At 41.6% G+C, this 24,716-nt stretch carries 17 protein-coding genes; all 17 read left to right on the top strand.

Going from position 1 to position 24,716, the window contains the following annotated elements:
- Window positions 1-122 precede the first annotated feature (122 nt).
- Complete coding sequence (gene mbhE / locus WN948_RS02225; RefSeq protein ID WP_342305372.1) at window positions 123-2,492, top strand: hydrogen gas-evolving membrane-bound hydrogenase subunit E; 2,370 nt, start codon at window positions 123-125, stop codon at window positions 2,490-2,492.
- Window positions 2,489-2,905 (top strand): monovalent cation/H+ antiporter subunit B, encoded by a 417-nt coding sequence (locus WN948_RS02220; RefSeq protein WP_342305370.1) that lies wholly within the window; start codon window positions 2,489-2,491, stop codon window positions 2,903-2,905. The genes mbhE and WN948_RS02220 overlap by 4 nt, the downstream gene beginning before the upstream one ends.
- A complete protein-coding gene (locus WN948_RS02215) occupies window positions 2,902-3,330 on the top strand; it encodes an NADH-quinone oxidoreductase subunit K (protein WP_342305369.1) in 429 nt (142 codons plus the stop codon). Before WN948_RS02220 ends, WN948_RS02215 begins: the two co-directional genes overlap by 4 nt.
- Window positions 3,327-4,868, top strand: coding sequence for an NADH-quinone oxidoreductase subunit M (locus WN948_RS02210; protein WP_342305368.1), 1,542 nt, complete (start codon window positions 3,327-3,329; stop codon window positions 4,866-4,868). The genes WN948_RS02215 and WN948_RS02210 overlap by 4 nt, the downstream gene beginning before the upstream one ends.
- A complete protein-coding gene (locus WN948_RS02205; RefSeq protein WP_342305367.1) occupies window positions 4,865-5,359 on the top strand; it encodes a Na+/H+ antiporter subunit E in 495 nt (164 codons plus the stop codon). Before WN948_RS02210 ends, WN948_RS02205 begins: the two co-directional genes overlap by 4 nt.
- Entirely contained in the window at window positions 5,356-5,622 is a 267-nt protein-coding gene (locus WN948_RS02200) for a cation:proton antiporter (RefSeq protein WP_342305366.1), read from the top strand. The genes WN948_RS02205 and WN948_RS02200 overlap by 4 nt, the downstream gene beginning before the upstream one ends.
- On the top strand, window positions 5,619-5,990 hold the full coding sequence (mnhG, locus tag WN948_RS02195) for a monovalent cation/H(+) antiporter subunit G (protein ID WP_342305365.1): 372 nt from the start codon (window positions 5,619-5,621) through the stop codon (window positions 5,988-5,990). Before WN948_RS02200 ends, mnhG begins: the two co-directional genes overlap by 4 nt.
- 443 nt (window positions 5,991-6,433) lie before the next feature.
- A complete protein-coding gene (locus WN948_RS02190) occupies window positions 6,434-7,486 on the top strand; it encodes an L-threonylcarbamoyladenylate synthase (RefSeq protein WP_342305364.1) in 1,053 nt (350 codons plus the stop codon).
- A gap of 7 nt (window positions 7,487-7,493) precedes the next feature.
- The gene (locus tag WN948_RS02185; protein WP_342305363.1) at window positions 7,494-7,721 is read left to right on the top strand and encodes a hypothetical protein; all 228 of its coding nucleotides are present in this window, start codon (window positions 7,494-7,496) and stop codon (window positions 7,719-7,721) included.
- An 895-nt stretch (window positions 7,722-8,616) separates the two neighbouring features.
- On the top strand, window positions 8,617-10,152 hold the full coding sequence (locus tag WN948_RS02180; protein ID WP_342305362.1) for a cohesin domain-containing protein: 1,536 nt from the start codon (window positions 8,617-8,619) through the stop codon (window positions 10,150-10,152).
- Between the two features lie 710 nt (window positions 10,153-10,862).
- On the top strand, window positions 10,863-14,432 hold the full coding sequence (locus WN948_RS02175; RefSeq protein ID WP_342305361.1) for a hypothetical protein: 3,570 nt from the start codon (window positions 10,863-10,865) through the stop codon (window positions 14,430-14,432).
- 22 nt (window positions 14,433-14,454) lie between these two features.
- A complete protein-coding gene (locus WN948_RS02170; protein WP_342305360.1) occupies window positions 14,455-16,698 on the top strand; it encodes a cohesin domain-containing protein in 2,244 nt (747 codons plus the stop codon).
- Window positions 16,699-16,768: 70 nt separating this feature from the next.
- Window positions 16,769-17,407 (top strand): hypothetical protein, encoded by a 639-nt coding sequence (locus WN948_RS02165; protein ID WP_342305359.1) that lies wholly within the window; start codon window positions 16,769-16,771, stop codon window positions 17,405-17,407.
- An 11-nt stretch (window positions 17,408-17,418) separates the two neighbouring features.
- Window positions 17,419-17,733, top strand: a complete 315-nt coding sequence (locus tag WN948_RS02160; RefSeq protein WP_342305358.1) for a winged helix-turn-helix domain-containing protein — start codon at window positions 17,419-17,421, stop codon at window positions 17,731-17,733.
- Between the two features lie 472 nt (window positions 17,734-18,205).
- Window positions 18,206-18,772 (top strand): hypothetical protein, encoded by a 567-nt coding sequence (locus tag WN948_RS02155; protein ID WP_342305357.1) that lies wholly within the window; start codon window positions 18,206-18,208, stop codon window positions 18,770-18,772.
- A 327-nt stretch (window positions 18,773-19,099) separates the two neighbouring features.
- Entirely contained in the window at window positions 19,100-19,714 is a 615-nt protein-coding gene (locus WN948_RS02150; RefSeq protein ID WP_342305356.1) for a hypothetical protein, read from the top strand.
- Between the two features lie 173 nt (window positions 19,715-19,887).
- The gene (locus tag WN948_RS02145; RefSeq protein WP_342305355.1) at window positions 19,888-24,522 is read left to right on the top strand and encodes a hypothetical protein; all 4,635 of its coding nucleotides are present in this window, start codon (window positions 19,888-19,890) and stop codon (window positions 24,520-24,522) included.
- Window positions 24,523-24,716: the final 194 nt, after the last annotated feature.

The raw sequence follows: 24,716 nt of genomic DNA, 5'->3' as shown, positions 1-24,716 counted from the left end.
TCGTATTTTTCTTCAAAATATGTTTTTATAATGATTCATTTGATACTAATATGCACCTATTCATCATAAATAATAATTCACATTAATAAACGTTAAATATAGGTAATTGAATCTTAAGTTCCATGGATTCGTTTACAGCAATTACTCTGGCGGTTTTTTTGCCATTTATTTTGGCCGGTATATTGCCTGCCATTGAAAAACTTCTAAAGGATAAAATCGGGTGGTACGCTTCCGTTGTTGCATTCCTGAGTTTATTATTGATCGCTCAGGCTGCACCGGAAATAATTCATGGGGAGACTATTCAGAGCTCTATAGAATGGCTCCCTTCAATGGGTATAAATCTCTCTTTCTATGCCGATGGCTTGAGTGTCATGTTCGGTTTCATTGTATCCGGAATTGGTGTGATAATCATGTCATACTCCAATGGATACATGTCAAAGAAAGAGGATCTTCCAAGATATTACCAGCAACTCCTCTTCTTTATGGGTTCAATGCTCGGTATGGTCTTTTCTGCTAACACGATCCAATTGTTCATTTTCTGGGAACTCACAAGTATCACATCTTTCATGCTTATCGGATACTGGCGAAACAGGCCCATGTCAGTATACGGAGCCACAAAATCATTACTCATTACCGCAGCTGGCGGTTTGTTCATGCTTGCCGGATTTTTGGTATTACATGCTATTACCGGTACATACGACATTCCCACAATATTGCATAGCGAATCCATGAGGGAAATGATATACGGCCATGAACTTTTCATTGTTGCACTTATTCTCATATTGATTGGTGCTGCTTCTAAATCAGCACAAGGTCCTTTTTACATATGGCTCCCCAACGCAATGGAAGCACCAACACCGGTCAGTGCATTTCTGCACTCGGCAACAATGGTGAAAGCTGGTATTTATCTTGTAGCAAGGATACATCCAATATTTTCAGGAACAGAAGCCTGGTTCATTCTTGTAAGCGGTGTTGGGATATTTACAATGCTTCTGGCAGGTTTCCTTGCTTTCAGGCAGACAGACATCAAGGGAATACTTGCATATTCTACAATAAGTCAGCTTGCCTATCTCATGACAATGTACGGTTACACTACACACCACGAACCTGGAATTGGTGTTGCTGCTGCAACTTTCCATCTTCTCAACCACGCAACTTTCAAGGCATGTCTTTTCCTTGTAGCGGGCATAGTGGCTCACGAAGCTGCCACAAGGGACATTACGAAGATGGGGGGGTTGCGCAAGGAAATGCCCATCACTTTCATTGTCGCTACCATCGGGGCGTTATCCATGGCAGGAATACCGCCTTTGAATGGTTTCCTCAGCAAGGAGATGTTCTATGAATCATCTGTTGAGATGGGGGCACTTCTCGGTTCACCGTATAACATACTCATTCCTGCACTTGCAGTGCTTGGTGGTGTGTTCACATTTGCATATTCCATCAAACTCATAGACGGCATATTCCTTGGAAAAAGACCTTCAAAAGGCTTGCCAGAGCACATACACGATCCATCCATGATAATGCTTGCACCTGCGATGTTCCTTGCAGGGCTTATAATACTATTTGGACTTGTACCTTCAATACCAGTCCATAATTTCATAGATCCAACAGTTTCAGGAATACTGCTTGAGGAAACACATTTGCATGTAAAACTGTGGCACGGATTCACCACATCCCTTATGATGACGATCGTCACCTTCGCACTTGGAATATTGACCTACACGCAATACGGAAAGATTGCAGAATGGCAGAACAGGTTCAATGCAAGGTATCCCTGGATAAGTGTCAATTACTATTATGATGCAGCTGTGGATAATGCAAAGAACGTAACTTCAAAGTTCTCTAACAGGATGCAGCCCGGTCCTATTAAGACATATGTGCTTGCTCTGTTGTTATTGACCATTGCAATGTTTGCAATACCTGCAATATTGCTGGCATCAAGCCTGATACCAGGAAATCTCAATTTTGATATTCCTCTATATGAAAGTATAATTTTCCTGTTCATGATAATAGTAGCACTTGGAGCTGCATTACTACCAAGATATCTACCTGCGATAATATCCCTTTCAGGATTAGGTTATCTGGTAGCTCTTCTATTTATATACCTGCAGGCTCCGGACCTTGCACTGACACAGGTATTGGTTGAAACACTTTCAACTATAATCTTCCTGTTGGCAATCGCGAAGATCCCACAAAAGTTCAAGGAGCATATCCCCAGGAAGATGCTTGTTCGGGATCTGCTCATATCCGTGACAGTGGCATCAATGATATTCATTATGTTGATAAATGCAACTCAGGGAATAATTCCACCATTTGAGTCACTTTCACACTATTTCATTGAGAAGAGTCTTCCGCTTGCAGGCGGACACAATATAGTTAATGTGATTATAGTAGATTTCAGAGGATATGATACTCTTGGAGAAATATCCGTTCTCTGTCTTGCAGCATTTGGTGTCTATAACCTGATACACAGCAGGGGTGATGATCAGTGACAACCTTAATAACAAAAACAGTAACAAAGATATGTTTACCTTTGGTCATACTCTTTTCAATATCTCTCTTACTTGCGGGACACAATAATCCCGGAGGAGGATTTATAGGCGGTGTTATGTTTGCGTCAGTGATTGCACTGACGTACGTGGCATACGGTCTGGATTACATCAAATCATTCTTCGATCCCGATTGGGGCAATTGGTTTGGATTCGGCTTGCTGCTGGCTTCAGTCACAGCATTTGCGGCAATTGCATTCTCACATAACTTCTTCAGAAGTGCTGTGGAATTTATCCACCTGCCATTTTTTGGTGAGGTGGAACTGGTATCTGCCGGATTGTTCGATATCGGAGTATATTTTGTGGTAATTGGCGGACTGCTTTCCATTTTCAAAAACGTAGGTGATGATAAATGAACAATACACTGCTTTCTCTTACGATAGCTATACTGTTCGGCATCGGTACATTCCTTATCCTGCGCCGTGACATAGTCAGGGTGATTATCGGACTTGGTGTACTTTCACATGCCGTCAACCTCCTTATCGTTTCAACTGGAGTGTTCGCAGGAACAAAGGTTCCTATCATCACAGATGATGGTGGACACGGAGCTGCCGAGGCCACAGGGACTATATTCACAGATTCATTGTCCCAGAATGTTCTTGCACCTGTGCTTGCCGCAGGAAATCATGTGGACTTCGTAGACCCTCTGGTACAGGCACTGGTACTTACGGCAATTGTAATAAGTCTGGCAACGACCGCATTCATATTGATACTTGCATATCGTATCTACGAAGAATATGGGACAACTGATATCAAAGAACTCAGGAGGCTCTGGGGATGATATCACTGGATACTCACTTACCTATAATACTGATAGCCACGCCAATATTGATGGCGTCTCTCATGGTCCTTTTGAGAAAACAACCAGGGATCCAGAAGGTACTGAGTGTTTCCGTTTCATTTGTAATGTTCATAGTGAGCATACTCCTGCTCCTGCAGGTCTGGTCCGGTGGGATACAGGCATATGAAGTAGGAGAATGGGGGAAATACGGCATCATACTGGTAGCCGACCTGCTCAGTTCCGGTATGGTTGTGCTGACATCTTTCATATCATTCTTGGCATTGATATACTCACTTGACTATATCGAGGAAAAGTCACTAAGCGAATCATATTATCCTCTTTTCAGTCTACTGGTGGCAGGACTAAATGGCTCTTTCCTTACAGGGGACATATTCAATCTCTTCGTATTCTTTGAAGTGCTCCTGCTTTCTTCATGCGGACTTGTGATAGCAAATGAGAAGGGTGGAGTTACAAAAAGCTCAGACAAAATGGAAGCAACCTTCAAGTATCTTGTACTTAACATGCTCAGTTCTATTGTAATGCTCATAGCAGTAGCTTCCCTTTACGCAACAACAGGTACATTGAACATGGCGGATATCTCTGTGAAGCTCAGTGCAATGAGCGCGGCCGGAACACTTCCTTGGCATGTTTTTGCCATAGCATTGATGTTTGTGGTGGTATTCGGTAACAAAGCTGCAATATTTCCACTTCACTACTGGCTTCCTGACGTTCACCCCACAGCACCATCACCCATAAGCGCAATGCTTAGTGGTGTGTTGATAAAGGTCGGAGCCTACGGAATGCTCAGAGTCTTCTTCCTTATATTCATCGATACTCTCTACATTTTCAAACCTGTGATAATCTATCTTGCACTTGCTACCATTGTGGTCGGTGCCATATCAGCTGTTGCACAGACAGACGTTAAGCGTCTGCTTGCATATTCCAGTGTCAGCCAGATTGGCTATGTATTCCTTGGAATTGGCTTTGGTAGTGTCTATGGAATCACAGCAGCTCTTGTGTATCTCGTGAACCATGCAATTGCAAAGTCAATGCTTTTCCTTACTTCCGGAGGCATAATTCATCACGCAGGTACAAGGGATATGAGAAAAATGGGAGGCATGGTCGATAGTGCTCCACTTATGTCAATGATGTTCCTCATAGGTGCAATGTCCATTGCAGGATTGCCGCCAATGGGTGGATTCATAGCCAAGTTCCAATTATTCGATGCGGGAATCAGTGAGAAATATTACTTTGAGATTGCAATAGCACTTATATTTGCAGTATTCACTCTTTTCTACATGTTCAGGGCAATGCTGCTTATGTTCTGGGGTGAAAAAAGGGATGTTAATGAACATGGGGAATACTCCACACATGGTACATCCCCATTGATAGCTCTGCCGATAATCGTTCTTGCACTTGGAGTTGTTGTTTTCGGACTGTACGCAGAACCGCTGATAGCCTTTGCAAGCGCAACAGCAAATCAGATACTTGACCCGCAGCTCTACATTGATGCTGTAATGACGAGGGTGGTAAGATGAAAAGATACATCGCTTATTCAGTCATACTTGGTCTTGTATGGTGTTTTGTCCATGGTACTATTGATGTGAATAACTTCGTACTGGGAGTGATTATCGCACCATTCATAATTAGGCCATTCAAACCCCTGTTCAATTTTGGTACGAATTTTTCCTTTGGTAAGGCCATCAGGAAGATTCCTGCACAGGCTACCTATATGTATGTGCTTATTAAGGAGATACTAAAGGCAAATATTATGGTTGCAAAAATAGTTCTTCAGCCAAAGATAAATATAAAACCGGGAATTATTGCGGTGCCAATTGATGCTAAGACAGATGTCGGGATAACTGCTATTGCGAATACCATTACTCTTACGCCAGGGACACTGACAATTGATGTGTCTGATGACAGATCCATTCTGTATGTTCATGCAATAGATGCAACTGATCCTGAAGGTGTGGCACAGTCCATACGGGATGACCTGGAAAAATACGTATTGGAGGCATTCGAATGAATTCAATGTTACTTGAATATTCACTGATTTTTATGGTAATTACCATAATACCCTGCATATACAGGGTTATCAAAGGACCGACTATTCCTGACAGGGTAGTGGCTCTTGACGCAATGACAACAGTAATTGTGGTGATGCTTGGTATCTACTCATTTGTAAAAGGGTCCGCTTTCTTTATGGATGTGGCACTTGTGCTTGCCATCATATCTTTTGTGGGCACAGTCACAGTTGCAAAGTACCTTGATGAAGGGGTGGTATTTTGAGCACAATTTCAATGATTCTGGAAGTGCTAAGCAATGTTGTTCTTATAATAGGACTTTTCTTTGTATTTCTGGCAATGCTTGGACTTGCCAGGCTTCCTGATGTGTATAACAGGTTGCATGCAACTACGAAGATAGGAACACTCGGTGCTTTTGGAGTCATGCTTAGCATACTGCTGAAGGTAGGTTTTTCTCCAATAGGTGTAAAGGCAATTACAGTAGCTCTTTTCATCCTTGTAACCTCACCCATATCTGCTCATATGATAAGTCGTGCAGCGCATCGTCATGGAGTGGGTCTCTGTAAAGAGTCTGTAATTGATGAATATGGAAAAGCATGTTCATCTGCATGCTCAATAGATGAGAATGAGTGAATACAGTTAACAAGTTCTGGTGTAATGCCAGAGCAATTTATCTTTTTTTTGAGTTGTTATTTAGTGTATATGCCCATACTCGATGCATATATATTTTTCCACAAAACCTAATTTTACTCCCTGTTATTAAGCGTGAGCGGGCTGGGGAGTGGGGGTTAGTGTGGGAGTGGGGTTAAAAAAACAGACCCGCTCACAGCGTGTGTAAATGAAATAATCATATATAAGTATTGCCGTTTTATGAGGACACAGCCTAAGTATATGTCGCAATAGGATAAAATACACAATCTGATGTCATAATTGTCATCTTATATTTATAGTGGTTCTTGTTATAGTTCAACAAAAAACTTATGAGCATTATCGTCCAATATGGCAGCAGTCTATTTAATTGTCTATGGTAAAATCATTTTGAAAACAAAGTCAATTTTTTAATATAACGCTGAACTATGAAAAAGAACACAAGAGTATTCCATATAAGTGATAAAACTTACGAGGACCAGGTGCGTGAGGCAGCCAGTATATTAAGGGCAGGTGGAACTGTTGCTTTTCCTACTGAAACAGTCTACGGGCTTGGAGCGGATGCGCTTAACGAACAAGCTGTGATGCAAATATTTGAAGCAAAAGGCAGACCTGCCGACAACCCTCTCATAGTTCATGTGGATTCAAAGGAAAGTTGTTTGAAACTTGTCAGAGCTATCCCTGATAAGGCATCGATTCTTATGGAGATATTCTGGCCAGGTCCCTTGACTCTTATAATGGAAAGAAAGGAAATAGTTCCTGATGTAACAACAGGAGGTTTAGAAACTGTTGCTGTCAGGATTCCTGAAAATAAGATTGCTCTTGAACTAATTAAATATGCAGGAATACCCATAGCTGCACCAAGTGCAAACCTTTCGGGAAGGCCAAGTCCCACAACAGCAGAACATGTTTTGTCTGATCTGTCTGGAAGGATAGATGCACTTATAGATGGGGGAGGAGTTTCCATTGGAGTTGAATCAACAGTCATTGATATGACCTCCGAGATCCCTGCGATACTAAGACCTGGAAAAATAAGCAAGGAAGAGCTTGAAACATATATTGGGGAGGTGCAGGTTGCTTATGATGATAAAGTGCATCCGGAAAGTGAGACTGTTCGCTCTCCTGGGATGAAATATACACATTATTCTCCGAAGTCAGGTGTTATCCTGGTTGAAGGGGAACATGATAACGTAGTTTCTCGAATAAAAGAGCTCATTGATGATTTTAGTCTGAGGAATGCAAAAACAGGCTTGCTTCTTACAGAAGAGTCCAAAAGTGAGTTTCCTGTGCATCTGTCATATTCCATTGGTGAGAAAGACAAGCCGGAACAGGCTGCAAAGCATCTGTTTTTTGGATTCAGGTATCTCGATGAAAGAAACATAGATGTAATAATAGTTGATGGTTCTTTTAAGCCAGATGGAATCGGAATGGCTGTTTTTAACAGAGTTCGCAAGGCTGCGGATATGATAATTAAAGTGTAGTGGTTCTATGAATAAAGAAAAGAAGTATAAAATGAATGAAAAGCAAAAGTATATTGGTATTATCCTCCGTAACCGAAAGTTGCTTAAGATCAATGTACTGGTTCTCAGTGTCGGTCTTGGACTATCAATTCTTGGACGTGATGATATAGGCGAACCAATAATCTGGCTGGGTATAATAATATTTGGATACACCACGTTTACCAGCTTTATGGCCAAGAAACAACTGAAACAATGATTAAAAAATTCATTTTTAACTTATGATAAGTACTAAACAATCTTTCGCAAAAGAGTTTCTCTAACGTTTATTTTCTTTAAAGACCACATAAGATATAGTGGTAGTACTTTGTCTCCCTTATCTTTTAAGGCGATATTTGTTCTTAGTACCACTATATCAAGTACCACCAAACAATAAGCAAATCGGCGAGGAGATAACGGACAGTGTTATTATATTTTATCTGTTCCTTATTTTCCTCTGTTTTTAATTTTCCTCTGTTTTTAGGTCATATGCCTTTAACAATTCTTCATGGAATGTACTTCTTCCATTGATTCGAATATACTTTCTATGATTTATCTCAATATTCTGATTTTTTCCTTTCTAATGATCAGTTTCTTAAATTTGGAACTATTATTTATAATGTTATTTTTTACATATTATTGGTGCTAAATATGTTTGAAAGTAATCGATTGATACTAAAATTTTATCAAAATATTAAGTAGACAATTTCAAAAAGCATGATAAAAAGCATTTATTTGTGATTGAATTCATTGAAATTTAGATAATTTAATACTTAATAATAATCCACAATATAGTTTCTTTATAATTTATTTCCTGTAAGAATGAATGTATAATTGAGAATCATTATTTCTCCAAGCTTTTATGCACATAAGAGCAGATTCTCATTAAGAACCAGTACCAACGTACCCCCAAGCGTACCACCAAAAACAAAAATGAGGAATAGGTGGCCTCAGAGGCCATTATTTCTCATAATTTTTATATGGTTCTTTTATTATTTTATTTCCCTCTTTTTTATATGCAAATAGGAACCTATATATTGTCATAAGTAAAAAAGAATATTAATTACTGAACAACTAGGCCTTGGCGCCTAAAAAACTGTAACGGGGGTTACGTAATGTGGAGTATTAGCAACTATCTCAGATATTCAATCCTTACACTATTGGTCCTGATGGCAGCTATCGGGAGTGTATCGGCAACGGCATCTGTTTTCATCTCTCCTGAATCACACACCGGTTTATCTCCTGGTGAAACATTTAATGTGGATATTAATGTGGAATCCGGTGTTGAGCTTTTACATGCAGCACACATAAAGTTACATTATGATTCTGCTGCATTCGAGGTAATCGATATTACGAAAGGAAGTATCTTCGATTCTGATTTACTTGTGGAGCCCGAAAGTGGTGATGATGGGGATGGCACGATAAATTATGGATTTGCTGCTTACGAAACTAACTTAGCACCCGGAAGCGGAACATTGATATCTGTCGAATTCGAGACAAAGGATATTACTGAGGGTGTTTACGGTCTTAGCTTCGTGGAAGCGAAGCTTCTGGATCAGAGTAAAGAATACCTTGTCGGGAAAGCAACCGGAAGTTCCCTGGTAGTTGGGGATATAGCGGATGATACTTCAACATCCCTGGACATAATTGACTTGGACCGTCCCACACAAAGTACATCGAGCAGTAGCTCATCAACATCTACTGTGGAAAAAGTGACCTCTCAACAGCAATACGAGGAACAATTAGGGTATGCATACAGCTTCGGTTTCCATCCGGATGACCATAAAATTATAAAAAGGAACGGGGTAGCACTAAATGGGGATGCCTGGTCACAGAACAGTCTCATACTGGAGAATGAAATTTTGACAGAATTCGAAGGCCAGCATCTCTTTCCACAGGGTAAGATAATATCCATCGGCACTAACTCCGCCGGTTACCTGACCGTCATATTCTACGAACCTCTCATGGTAGACCAGTCCGAGATCGATGAAATATATGCAATAATTGATCGTAAGGCACAGGCTATGGATATAGATAATGTGCCTGTGGAATTTGGCGACGGCACAGTTTCTGATGTAAGTGACGGATTGCAGCAACTAATTCAAAGGGTACAGGTAATAAACAAGATGGAACTTGAAGATTTCATGAACAATGAAAGTCAGTTGTATGATCCTATGGTAGTGGCCACAGCCGGAAAGATACCTCAGATAAGAACTGAAAAGGAATGCTGGCAATGGTACTTCCAGGATTCATACGTTATATCCCTTAATGCAAGTGATGAGGTGGATGATTATTTGCAAAGTGGCATACTTCTGAGTACAGGACTATCACCTGACGGATACTTAGAGGTAAATATAAATGAGGAGGCAGATGTTGATATTAAGTCCCTCATAAATGATATCTATGAGACAATGAACAAAGAAGCCGTGGCTATAGGACTAAGTGAAGTTCCTGTTGTTTTCAAACTTGTCAATCCTGATGAAATGAAGGAAAAGCTGGCATCGTCCCAGGATGATGTATTGGAGGGGGAGGATGTACCTGGAAATGAGGATGAATCACAGGCAACCCCTGGTTTTGGTTTCTTTATGGGTTTTTTATCCCTGTCGATAATATGTTGTATAAAAGGTGTCTTTGAGAAAGGTAAACCATAATAATTACAAGAGGAATGATTTATGGACACGATACGAATCTTACCTTTTTTGAAAAGGTTTTTTCTTTATCTGACTATTTTGTTCATTTTGTGGGTTCCAATAGGCGGAAGATACTTTGCAGCTTCCGTCGTTATTGTTGATTTAAAGAATTTTTTTTTGTTTTACCTTCCTTTGAATTTTATTCCTTTTGTAGCTCTCGTGCTTGCTACGGCTTTTGAAAGGAAGAAGACAATCAAAATCTTGCTGATGGGTCTGATACTGACAATTGCTTTTAATTTGTTGATAATATATTTGCAGCTACTTTTCTTCTCTTATCAGGATCAATTACTTTATACATATGCCATTGGTAGGATAGCTTTTCCATTTCTCCTATGGCTGACATTTGCCTATGATACTATCTTTGTTTCAGCGCATAGTAACTTCAATGTTTGATGATTATTCATTTTTTTATTTTCGAATGTTTATTGTTTCTAATTCCCTTTCTTGAGATATTTTTGTTAAGGAACAATGTTTCGTATCTTAATTTGTTAACATAGTTCTGAATTTTTATTTCTTATCGGTTTATAAAATCTAACTTCATATGAATAATAGGGGTTGTCGGTAGGATTGTCTAAGGCAACTTCACGTAGATATCATTGAGCAAATGGAGACGGAGTTATGTTTGGTGGTATCGAAGAGTCGGTATGGCTTAAGAAAGGAGGATATTAACAATGAAAGTGAAGTTCCAGCACAAGCATTTAGTGGTTGCTATTGCTTTGATTACTATTTTTTCAATAGTAACACCTGCTAGTGCTGCAGATGATGCAAATTCATTGCGAATCTACGGTGAAAATGGATACAGTGCCGCATTCCCATACACTGATCCAGAAGCACCATTTGATCCAATGAATGAAGAATCGCCTATAAAAGATTTTGTAACGTTTAACCCAGCCTTGCTGGAAGATGATATTGTCGTGAACAATATCGACTCCAAACAGAAGGTTTTTGCCAGACAGTGGTTCGTGCCTGAGTACACAGAACCAACGGGTATGGTATGGCTTGATGATTTCAGGTGTATAGTGAAAGTTGATAACATTACAACAGAAGAAACTATAACTGAGGATTCAGCTGAATCATTCAGAAAGCCACCATCATGTGACTGGGATTGTGAATGGATTCCAGATCACAACGAATATGTCTGGGAGGATGTAGTCACAGATTATACTTACATGTTCGTCGACAAGCACTACCAGCCAAGGGCTGCAACTGCAAAGGGTATAACAAATGCTTACTGGACAACATTCTGGTTCCCAGTAGCAGACAATGACGATGAACAAATAGGTCTTGATGGTTATGACATCAACTATGATGGTGTTGATGACATGGTCCTGCTTAAGAGAGTAGGAGATTTCAACCATGATGATTACAAGGATATAAAGATCAGCTCTGAGCTGCTCGCTGTAGGAGTAGGCGAAAGCGTACAGTTCCTTGACCACATTGTAGAGGTAGAAGGTATCTACTATGATGGTGAGGGTGAGATAGACAGAGTCGCATTCAAGGTATTCTACAACGGTAACAAGGAAGCTGAACAAATTGGTGGTCTCCATGTCCTCAATGTTGAGCAGGGAACACTGAGTTCAGGTCGTCATACTGTTACACTGGACAGACCACAGTTCTATGAACCATGGTATGTTAAGGTAGAAGCCACAGGTGCAGGCCTTGATAAGGTTCTTTTGACCGTAGGACGCCAGCTCTACACCAGAGAGACTTTCTTCGTAGACGGTGCAGAATATGATGTCGCAATGATCTATGGTCCTGAAGATGATTCAGTTAAGTACATCACAATCAGGAACCCAGTTCCAGAACATCAGGATGTTGAAATTAATGACCTCTCAATTGTCAAAGAAATGGTTGACAATGAAGAAACTCTTCCATTGCTGCCACCATTCAACAAGGTGCACACAATGGTAGATGATATCAACATTCCGCATACTGAAAACTGCTGTGCTTACACTGGGTATGTAGGTTCAAGCCTCAATACAAATGCTCCTGATGGAGAATGGTATCAGGATGATTGCATATACAGTGCTTACGACACAGTAGAAGAGCGTAAGATATACGATGTTGATCCATTGCTGATCTACTTCATTGACAAGACAACTGAACCACGGTTCCACACCAATCTGCTTGAGATGCTTGACGAAGGTGCAGATCTAAGTCCATCTCTCGAAATTGACGAGGCATGGAAGTGGCTACACATCAGGACAATGCCAGATTTCTACAAGGACTTTGTCTATCCAGAGCTGCCTGATGCAGATGATGGTACAGGTGACTTCCTGTTCACAAGCTCATTCAGAGCAGAGAACTCAAAGAAGTGTCCTGACTTTTATCAGTACATTTGCAACATTGACAACTTCAACTGGCCACAGAGACTTATGTTCGTCTATGACCAGGAGACAGGAGCTGAAGATATCTATGTCAATGAAATTGACACCGAAACAAACGGACTTAGAGTCTATGGTGAAGAAGATAGGGATGCTGCATTCCCATATGTTGATCCTGAAGCACCATTTGATCCACTAAGCCCTGAAGCACCTGAAAAGGACTTTGTAACACTCAATCCGGCTAAGATTAAGGCAGGAATTGTTGTGGACAACAAGGACTCACATGAGAAGGTATTCTTCAGACAGTGGTTCGTCCCTGAGTACACTGAACCAACCGGTATGGTCTGGCTTGACGAAGTATACAATGAGTGGATACCAAACCACAATGAGTACGTCTGGGAAGATGTAATCAATGAGTACACATACATGTTCATTGACAAGCACTACCAGCCAACAGCAGGTATGGCTACTTCCGAGGGCAATGCTAACAGCTTCTGTGACTTCATGGACCAGGATGCAGGACTCTGGACATACTTCTGGTTCCCTATATCTGACATGGATGACTCTCAGATCGGTCTTGACAGCTTTGACATGAACTACGACGGTATCGACGATATGACCTATCTGCTCGCAGCAACTGACTTCAACAATGATGGAAGGAAGGATGTAGCACTAGGTTCTGAGATATTCGGAGTCGACGTAGGTGACAAGATACAGTTCCTTGACCACATTGTAGAGATTGAAGGTATCTACTATGATGGTGAGGGTGAGATTGACAGAGTTGCAGTCAAGATATTCTACAACGGTAACACAGTCCCTGAACAGATAAATGGCCTCCATGTCATCAATGTTGAGCAGGGTGTCCTGAGTGCAGGACGTCACACCGTAGTAATGGATACTCCTGACTTCTATGACCCATGGGCAATGCAGATACTTGGTACCAGTACAATTAACGATAAGGTACTGCTACGTGTCGGACGTCTTCTCCACACAAGCGAGACTTTCTTCGTGGACGGTGCTGAATACGATGTTGCAATGATCTATGGCCCAGAGGACAACAATGTCAAGTACATCACTATAAGGAATCCACTGCCAGAACACCAGGATGTTTCCCTGAATGACCTTTCAGTTGTCAAGAAGGCTGTGTATGACGGTGATATCATTCCTGTGCTGCCACCATTCAATGGTGACCACATTATGATCGATGACATCGACGTACCTACATTCAAGGTGAATCCAATTACAACATGCTACTACGGACAGTCACGCGATTACAGCGCAACAGATGATCTGCTCTGGTATCATGACATGTACATCAGCAGTGTTTACGATACAGTTGCAGAACGCATGTTTGACGTGCCAGCAACAGAGATCTACTTCACAGGTAAGGACTATGAGGCAAGGTTCCATACCAACCTCCTGGAAATTCTCAGAGAAGGCTGTGGTATAGTTGGTACAGCAGACTCAGTTCCAGCTGACTCATTCGAGACATGGAAGTGGCTGCACATCAGGACAATGCCAGACTTCTACAAGGAGTTTGTCTATCCAGATGTGCCAAATGCAGGTGGAAATGGTGACTATCTGCTGACCAGTTCATTCACAGCACCAAACACTGTACTGTGTGACAATGTCGAGATTCCACCAGTCTATCCAAGGATGATGTTCACACATGATCCAACAGATGGTACTGGTATCTACATGAACGGCGGCGCTGCAGTTGTAGAGCCACCAGTCGAGGAGATAAAGGGTGATATCAACGGTGATAAGGTTGTCAACTTCGACGACTTTGTTGAATTTGCAGCATCCTACAACTCAGTAATTGGTGACAGCAACTACAATGCAATCTTCGACTTCGATGACGACGGTGACGTAGACTTCGATGACTTCGTAGAGTTTGCAGGAGTATATCAGTCTTAAGCCTGATGTAAGAGGTGAAATCATGACAAAAACAACACGTAAGGGAATGGCAGGATCAACTGCCATCCTTTTAATATTTTGTGCATGTTTCATGGTAGGCGTAGGACTTGCAGCAGCAGCACCTTCAGTGTCAGTAGATCCGCAGACAAATGAGTATGATGCAGGCGATACGTTCCAGGTTAGTGTTATGGTCGATTCTGAGACCGCTAACCTTCGTGGCGTGAACCTGCAACTAGCCTATGATCCTTCAGTGCTCGTGGTGAATGACGTTACCAATGAGGAACTGTTTGGAACCGACACACTCACTATATCGTGTGGTGACGACGGAGCAGGCACCATAGCATGTGGTATCGCTTCCACCGCCGGAACCTACACACCAGAAGCCGGAACAATGTTAACCGTTGATTTCGAGGTAAAGGCAGGTGCAGCAAATGGCACTTACGACCTTGATCTAAATGGTGTTGTTCTTAAGGATGAAGCCAATGAACCTATCGTTGGAGTTGGGGTCACAGATGGAACATTGAAAGTAGGGGATGATGTTGTAGTACCTACACCTGATGAACCAGAAGTGAAAATAACTCCTGCAACAAGCGGTCCTGTTGGCCCTGGTGACACGTTCGTGGTAGAGGTTGAAGTCGATTCAGCCGACGAGAATCTTCGTGGTGTGAACCTACAGCTAGCCTATGATCCTGCAGTACTCATGGTAAATGACGTTACCAACGATGAACTGTTTGGATCCGACACACTCACTATATCTTGTGGTGATGACGGAGCAGGCACCATAGCATGTGGTATCGCTTCCACTGCCGGAACCTACACACCAGAAGCCGGAACAATGTTAACCATTGAGTTCGAAGTGAAGGCTGGTGCAACAGACGGAACCTATGACCTTGACCTGAACACTGTAGTTCTCAAGGATGAAACCAATACAGCTATCGCTGGAGTAAGTGTCACGGATGCTACCGTTCAGGTAGCTGACGGAGTGGTCTCTGACGTGCCGGAGGTTATAATATCTCCAGTAACAAGTGGACCTGTCGATATCGGTGACACGTTCCTGGTGGAAGTTGATGTTGATTCAGCTGATGAGAACCTTCGTGGTGTGAACCTGCAGCTATCCTATGATCCTGCAGTACTCATGGTAAATGATGTTATCAATGAGGATCTGCTCGGAGCCGGAGCACTCGTAGCACCTGGAAGTGGTGATGACGCAGCAGGTACAATATCCTATGGTCTTGCTGCCACTGGTGGCGTCTATACGCCGGAAGCCGGGACAATGTTAACCATTGAGTTCGAAGTGAAGGCTGGTGCAACAGATGGAACCTATGACCTTGACCTGAACGCTGTAGTTCTCAAGGATGAAAGCAATACAGCTATCGCCGGAGTGGTAGTTACAGACGGTACAGTTGAGATAGTAACAGTACCTAATGTAGTTCCAGTACCAGAGATCATCTCTCATTCCGATGGTGATGTGGTCTCAAAGACACAGATCGTCGAGGTTGTGGACAACTCCAGTCAGGATGATATCATAACGGCAACGTTTGCTATCTTTGCAGATACCAACGGTAACTGTGCTGATGATGACGTTGGTGAGGTCTGGACCGAGTTCGCAACGGACAATGATAGCTCCGATGGCTGGACAGCTGTGCTTGATACGACAAGTGTACCTGATGGTAAGTACCTGATAAAGGCAACATTGGATGATGGAACAGATTCAGCGTTCAATATCGTCTGTGTAGCAGTATATAATCCACAAGGAATAATACTCCTGCCAGGATGGAACCTGATCTCAGTCCCAGAGACACTTGAGAATGCAACTATCGACTATGTACTTCAGGACTTTACCGACGTAGAGGTTGATGATGTATTCTATGACAATGGAACTGCGATGATTGTACCAACTACCTTTGAGCCATTGAAGGCATATTGGGTACACAACAATCTGTCTGAGGAAGTTGTCATACTCGAGGACTATTTCACACCAAAGGTACCATCTACGCCTCCATCACTGACACTTTATCCGGGATGGAATGCGATTGGTCACAACGCCAAGGTAGAACTGTCTGCAGAGATCAGTCTCGCAACGATCGATGACTGCTACTTCAAGGTCATAGGACCATGGGTAACCTCTGCAAATGAGTTTGCTTACGTAGGCAACAATGGGCAGGAAGGACCCCTCAACGGCAACCAGATAGGTACAGATGTCTTTGAAATGAATATGTATGAAGGATATTACGTATTCGTGAACGAGGAGTGTGTATTGGCCTGAGGTGAAAGGAACATGTAAAATTTGCAGTGAGATTTCTCACTGCTTTTTTGATTTATCAAAGGTGGGACGTATGATAAGCGATAAAAAATATGGTGTTTCATTACAGGTTTTAATAATTTTATTCTCATTCATGGTAGTAGCTGTACCTGCTGCAGCCGTTAGTCCTCCAGTCGTACTAGAAGGGAGTTTAATGGTTGATGGAAGTCCGGCACCTGTGGGAACAGAAGTGGCACTCGTTGTTGATGGCCAGACAGTTGGTGAAACAATTGTAACTAATACGGGTATGTTCGGTGATGAACGAAGCAACAGGCTGGGAGTTAGTTCTGATTATAGTGTGGTTACTGTCTATGTAAATGATGTGGAAACAACGACATTGGACCTTAGTAGCTATCAGAGCGGTGAAGTAATTTCCATGGATCTTAGTGCAACTAATCCTGCACCTCCTACTACTACGACTGAAACCAAATCATCAGGTGGTGGGGGAGGTTTTAGTAGCGTTGCTACTACGGAAACTATTGAAGAAGAGACAATTGCAGAAGAATCAGAATCAGTACCTCAGGAAAAAGCACTTCCAAGCACAGAAGATGAAGTGATGGATGATGAAACCTCACCTGTAACTACTCCTGAGAGTAAGGGCATAATTGCTGTATTTGGTCTCGTCCTTGCAGGAGTTGTTGTAGTTTCTTATGGATACAGATCTAAAAAATAAATTGGATTTGCATGTTGGGATGGGTTGTTTCCTTCCAACTTTTATTCATCATGAGCAGTATTGGGATTGACGGAAAGGCTGTAACTAATGGATGTGGTGATATTAGACGAAGCAGAACTGCCATTAGTGTGGAGATATTAAAAGCTGCATTGGAGGGGGCGAAAAAAACACACATAGTTTACAATGCAAATCTGAACTTTGATATGGTTAACAGGTATCTTGTAATGTTAGAAGAAAAAGGGCTGCTTGAACATAAAGGGAACCTGTATGTAACAACTGCAAAGGGTAGGGAGTTTCAGGAGATTGCAAAGGAATTGGGTCTTTAGTCTCCGCTATCAATAAGCTAATTAGTGAATATTCACTGACATTTTTAAAGTTCAGAAGCATTATTTTTCCTATATAACTTATATATAAAATATAGACACTTTTTATAGTGTCTTTTTTAAATATTTACTACGATGGTCACAGTATATATTTTTTAATAAAATTCATGTACATGAATAAATGTATATATGGTCATGATGTTTATAGGGATGACCAATCAAACAAATGCTTGATAAAAGTTCAAATTGGGCATTATAATTTACTCTGGATTACTCCACGGAAGTATGGTCCAAAACCGAACGGAGGAAAAAAATGTTGAGCCGAGAATTAATATATGGATTACTTCCCTATTCAATTCATCAAAAGATTGTTAAATGGAAATGTAAATTCAAAAAACAAGAGAATGTTCTTATAGAAAACAATTTGGCATTATATCCTCACTCTTTGGACATAAATAAAGTGGTGAGGGAAGATTTGGATAAGTGTGTTGCTTTTTTACCATATTGTGCAAAGCCTATGGGTGAGCATACATGTCCTGCATCAGACAAGATTCACAAACGTAAAAATCAGAAATGTATTAAGGTATCTGGTGGTAGGTGTGACGTACCATGTTCTCTGGGTGAGATGGTAGATGTTCTCATGAAACATGGTTTCAAAAAAGATCAGATATTCATAATAGACCGTGACTCAAATCTCTTCCCGTGGCTTCAGCAAAAAAGAAAGGAAGGCTATGAATATTTCATGCCGGGCATAGGCTGCAAATATGGAGTATCTTATGCCATAGATTATGTTGGAAAGAAACTTGGTTACAAAGGGTGTATCGCCTTTGTTGATGATTATTGCCAGGAAGATAAAGAGAATGGCGTTTGTAAATGCATGAACGATTATCTGGCAATGGAAGGTATTGACAAGGGAAAAATGACTAAGGTTCACAAAGAAACAATTGTTCTGATGGATCGTATTCTCTCAGGGGATTATCCAAATATGGTGGATGTTCCTCATAACTCTCCTAATACGAACGAACATCCTTCTTGTACTTGATTCTTCTACTTTTGAGAATCTTCCATTATTTTTTATATAATTTCTTACTTACTTACTTTTTTATTCATTTAATGTAGATAGTTTTTAGATTTGTGGGGTATATTTGTATATTTTTTTGTTTCCACAAAAAAAGATACCTTATTCGATATTTTATTGCAACGCCAAGATTTTAGAACAATGGTTCAGCTATTATTGAATGGTTGGGATATACGCATATTCCAATGAATCTAGCAGTAAAGGGGGGAGTAATTAACGAAAATATCAGCTTTGGAGAGATTCTACTCATTTGTTCCATATTCTTTAAACAAGAGATTGGTAGAAAAGAGATTGAATTCCAATCAGGTAAATAAACATTTGCTCAGTTACAGTGTAGCTGTCTCCTCACCTGCCGTTGACTTGCAGAAGATCGTTGAGGATGAGCTGGATAGTTGCATATCTTTTCTTCCTTACTGTGCCAAACCATTAGGCAATTCGTTGTGTCCGGTTTCTGATAACCTTAAGTTAAGGAAAAATAGAAACTGTTTAAAACTGGATGGTAAAGTTTGTAATGTCCCCTGTTCCCTGGGTAATATGATAGCGTTACTAAAGGAACAAGGTTTTACAAAAGACCGAATATTGATAATTGATAGTGATTCCAATCTTTTTCCCTGGCTTGAGGAGAAAAAGAGTGAAGGTTACAAATATTTTCTTCCTGGCGTTGGATGCCATTATGGTGTAGGTTATGCATTGAAGTATATCCAAAAAGAGATTGGTTTGGAAGGTTGCATTGTGTTCCTTCAGGATAATGACCCTTCGGACAAAAGTAATGGTGTATGCAAAAGTATTTTTGATTACAACAACATGGAAAAAACTGATAGGGGTAAAAGAACAAAGATAAGTGATGAATCACTTAAGGTAATTGAGGATATATTTTATGGAAAGCTCAATCTGAAAATGAGATGAGCAAAAAAAATAGTTTGATTATTCTTGTTCCTGTCCTATGTTTTGAAACTATGATACTTCACTATGCTTAGGATAATTTCTACTGATTTATGTTTACTGCAATGATAAATACTGACTAAACCAAATTATTCCCTAATAGAAATAAATCTTTTATTTATAAAGGTGGGGAAAGTATGACAAAATGTAGTATACTTTTTGTGATAGCGTTGGTGTTACTCATTATTTCAGGTACCGCAGGAGCTATTACTGTAGATGGAGAACGAAGCATAGGTGAATGGGATGAGAACTGGAACTTTGGTCAGATAAATGGTACTGGCTATGATTCCAATGGTCCTTATGGAGACAAGATGGTTGTGTTCCAGAATGGAAGCTGGTATGATGAGGATCCTGCTGCTGATGCAGGTACTAATTTTAATGAGAACCTGAGTACCGAAGGGCCATATCCCAGCGGATACGATATAAAGGGGCTATATGCCCATTATGATATAATCAACGATACGCTGTATGGTATGCCAACTGTATATGGTTTGCCTGGTGATCTTGATGGTAATGGGGACATTATTGGTCTTGCAGAAAAAGGTGACATAGCTGGAAACGTTAGTGGAAAGCAGATCACTGGTATCGGTCCCGGGGAACAATGGAGCATCATAATATCCCAGGACGAAAAAGCGATAATTATAGTCATTTCAGATAATGACTGGGCTGTCAACACGATAGGCTTTACGGGAATAGATGAAAATGATGTAGTCGCTGCAAATAGAAATGCAGGTGGCCCCGATAATTGTAGCAACTGTGTGTATGAAATATCAATACAAAACCTGGGCCAGTACTTCAATATGACTCCTGGACAAAGGTTCAGTGTAGCCACAAGCGCGGGTGGAAACCTTGATATTGTTGGTGAGGACATTGCGGCTGTGTTCTTTGACATACCAAATCCAATTATTGATATTGAAAAATCAACCAAAGGAGTTGATGCTGATACAGCACCTGGTCCTGGAATTCCGCAAGGTGATGAATTCCTGTGGACCTATGTTGTAACAAACTCGGGCAATGTGCCATTGGAGAATGTATCCGTTAATGACGATAAACTGGGTCCCATAACGGACATCATAAGCAATGGTAACGGTGATAGTATACTAGATATCGGAGAGACATGGATATATGCAGTAACAGGAATTGCCGAGTGTGGCCAGTACGAGAACAATGCCACAGTAGTTGGTTTCTTTGATGTTATTCCGGTGTTTGATACAGACCCAAGTCATTACTTCGGTGAATGTCCTGGTATTGATATTGAGAAAGCCACTAATGGTGAGGATGCTGATGTTGGTCCTGGCCCAAGTATCCTGGAAAATGGTACAGTAATTTGGACCTATGTTGTTACTAACCCAGGTAATGTTCCTCTTAGCAATGTCGTGGTCAGCGATGATCAGGGTGTTACCCCTGTATTCCAGAGTGGCGATACCAATGGTGATGGCCTCCTTGACCTTACTGAGACCTGGACCTATGAAGCAGAAGGTACAGCTGAATGTGGTCAGTATGCTAACATTGGTAATGTTACCGGTGATCATGGTGCAGTTACAGTAACCGATGAAGACCCAAGTCACTACTTCGGTGAATGTCCTGCCATTGACATAGAGAAAGCTACCAATGGTGAGGATGCTGATGTTGGTCCTGGCCCAAGTATCCTGGAAAATGGTACAGTAATTTGGACCTATGTTGTTACTAACCCAGGTAATGTTCCTCTTAGCAATGTCGTGGTCAGCGATGATCAGGGTGTTACCCCTGTATTCCAGAGTGGCGATACCAATGGTGATGGCCTCCTTGACCTTACTGAGACCTGGACCTATGAAGCAGAAGGTACAGCTGAATGTGGTCAGTATGCTAACATTGGTAATGTTACCGGTGATCATGGTGCAGTTACAGTAACCGATGAAGACCCAAGTCATTACTTCGGTGAATGTCCTGGTATTGATATTGAGAAAGCCACTAATGGTGAGGATGCTGATGTTGGTCCTGGCCCAAGTATCCTGGAAAATGGTACAGTAATTTGGACCTATGTTGTTACTAACCCAGGTAATGTTCCTCTTAGCAATGTCGTGGTCAGCGATGATCAGGGTGTTACCCCTGTATTCCAGAGTGGCGATACCAATGGTGATGGCCTCCTTGACCTTACTGAGACCTGGACCTATGAAGCAGAAGGTACAGCTGAATGTGGTCAGTATGCTAACATTGGTAATGTTACCGGTGATCATGGTGCAGTTACAGTAACCGATGAAGACCCAAGTCATTACTTCGGTGAATGTCCTGGTATTGATATTGAGAAAGCCACTAATGGTGAGGATGCTGATGTTGGTCCTGGCCCAAGTATCCTGGAAAATGGTACAGTAATTTGGACCTATGTTGTTACTAACCCAGGTAATGTTCCTCTTAGCAATGTCGTGGTCAGCGATGATCAGGGTGTTACCCCTGTATTCCAGAGTGGCGATACCAATGGTGATGGCCTCCTTGACCTTACTGAGACCTGGACCTATGAAGCAGAAGGTACAGCTGAATGTGGTCAGTATGCTAACATTGGTAATGTTACCGGTGATCATGGTGCAGTTACAGTAACCGATGAAGACCCAAGTCACTACTTCGGTGAATGTCCTGCCATTGACATAGAGAAAGCTACCAATGGTGAGGATGCTGATGTTGGTCCTGGCCCAAGTATCCTGGAAAATGGTACAGTAATTTGGACCTATGTTGTTACTAACCCAGGTAATGTTCCTCTTAGCAATGTCGTGGTCAGCGATGATCAGGGTGTTACCCCTGTATTCCAGAGTGGCGATACCAATGGTGATGGCCTCCTTGACCTTACTGAGACCTGGACCTATGAAGCAGAAGGTACAGCTGAATGTGGTCAGTATGCTAACATTGGTAATGTTACCGGTGATCATGGTGCAGTTACAGTAACCGATGAAGACCCAAGTCACTACTTCGGTGAATGTCCTGCCATTGACATAGAGAAAGCTACCAATGGTGAGGATGCTGATGTTGGTCCTGGCCCAAGTATCCTGGAAAATGGTACAGTAATTTGGACCTATGTTGTTACTAACCCAGGTAATGTTCCTCTTAGCAATGTCGTGGTCAGCGATGATCAGGGTGTTACCCCTGTATTCCAGAGTGGCGATACCAATGGTGATGGCCTCCTTGACCTTACTGAGACCTGGACCTATGAAGCAGAAGGTACAGCTGAATGTGGTCAGTATGCTAACATTGGTAATGTTACCGGTGATCATGGTGCAGTTACAGTAACCGATGAAGACCCAAGTCACTACTTCGGTGAATGTCCTGCCATTGACATAGAGAAAGCTACCAATGGTGAGGATGCTGATGTTGGTCCTGGCCCAAGTATCCTGGAAAATGGTACAGTAATTTGGACCTATGTTGTTACTAACCCAGGTAATGTTCCTCTTAGCAATGTCGTGGTCAGCGATGATCAGGGTGTTACCCCTGTATTCCAGAGTGGCGATACCAATGGTGATGGCCTCCTTGACCTTACTGAGACCTGGACCTATGAAGCAGAAGGTACAGCTGAATGTGGTCAGTATGCTAACATTGGTAATGTTACCGGTGATCATGGTGCAGTTACAGTAACCGATGAAGACCCAAGTCACTACTTCGGTGAATGTCCTGCCATTGACATAGAGAAAGCTACCAATGGTGAGGATGCTGATGTTGGTCCTGGCCCATCACTAGATGTTGGGGACTCTGTAATGTGGACCTATGTTGTCACAAACACAGGTAATGTCCCACTTGACAATGTTGTCGTTACCGATGACAAGGGTGTTATCCCTGTCTACCAAAGCGGTGATACCAATGGTGATGGCATCCTTGACCTTGCCGAGATCTGGACATATCAAGCAACAGGCAGTGCTTCATGTGGTGACTATGCCAATCTTGGTACGGTGACGGGTGACTATAATACGGTCACAGTTAGTGATGAGGATCCAAGCCACTATAATGTTGTCTGCATACCACGTATCGATATTGAGAAGTCAACCAATGGTGTCGATGCTGATACGGCTCCAGGACCAACACTGGAATATGGGTCAAATGTCACTTGGGAGTATGTTGTAACTAACACTGGAAATGTGCATCTTACCAATGTGACTGTCACTGACGATCAGCTTGGTATCATTAGCAACATTGTTGACAAAGGAAATGGTGATGACACGCTTCTTCCAGGTGAGGTATGGACCTATCAGGCAACAGGAGTTGCGGAATGTGGTCAGTATGCTAACATTGCAGACACTATAGGCTACTATGGTGCCACTCCGGTAACTGACAATGATCCCAGTCATTACAATGTGAACTGTGGACCAGACATCGATATCGAGAAATACATCAATGGAAAGGATGCTGATCAGCAGCCAGGAATTATGCTTGCTGTGGGTGATGAGATCATATGGACCTTTGTAGTGGAGAATACAGGTGATGTACCACTGGAAAACATAGTTGTTGTTGATGATAAGCTTGGAGTAATTCCTGAATCGAGCATTATCTCAAAGAGTATCAACAATGATAATATCCTGGACTCTGGAGAGGTCTGGACATATGAACTCGTGGATAGTGTTGAAGAATGCGTACCTCAGCACAAGAACATTGCAACAGCCACTGGCGAATTTGAAGGTGATGAGGTTACAGATGAAGATGCAGCCCATTATTACTGTCAGCCTGTGGTGCCACTGCTAAGTCCTGTTGGAATGATGGTATTCGTTGCCTCTCTTGGACTTGTAGGAACATTCTACCTAAGAAGGAAGGATTAATTCCTTCTTTTCTTTTCTTTTCTTTTTTACAATTAATTCTGATTTCGTCTAGCATTAAAAAGTACACTTACTCATTATTATTTTTATAAAGTTCAGATATCCTTTTATGTAATTTCAAATAAAAAGGCTTTATACTGAATTTTTTTACTGAGCAAAGATACTAAACTTAGTTTGTTGCATCGATATATATTGTG

Origin of the sequence: Methanolobus sp. ZRKC5, from assembly GCF_038446525.1 — an archaeon.
In the GTDB taxonomy this organism is placed as follows: domain Archaea; phylum Halobacteriota; class Methanosarcinia; order Methanosarcinales; family Methanosarcinaceae; genus Methanolobus.
Note: the sequence above shows the minus strand (reverse complement) of the source record. Positions and strands in the feature narration are given on the sequence as shown.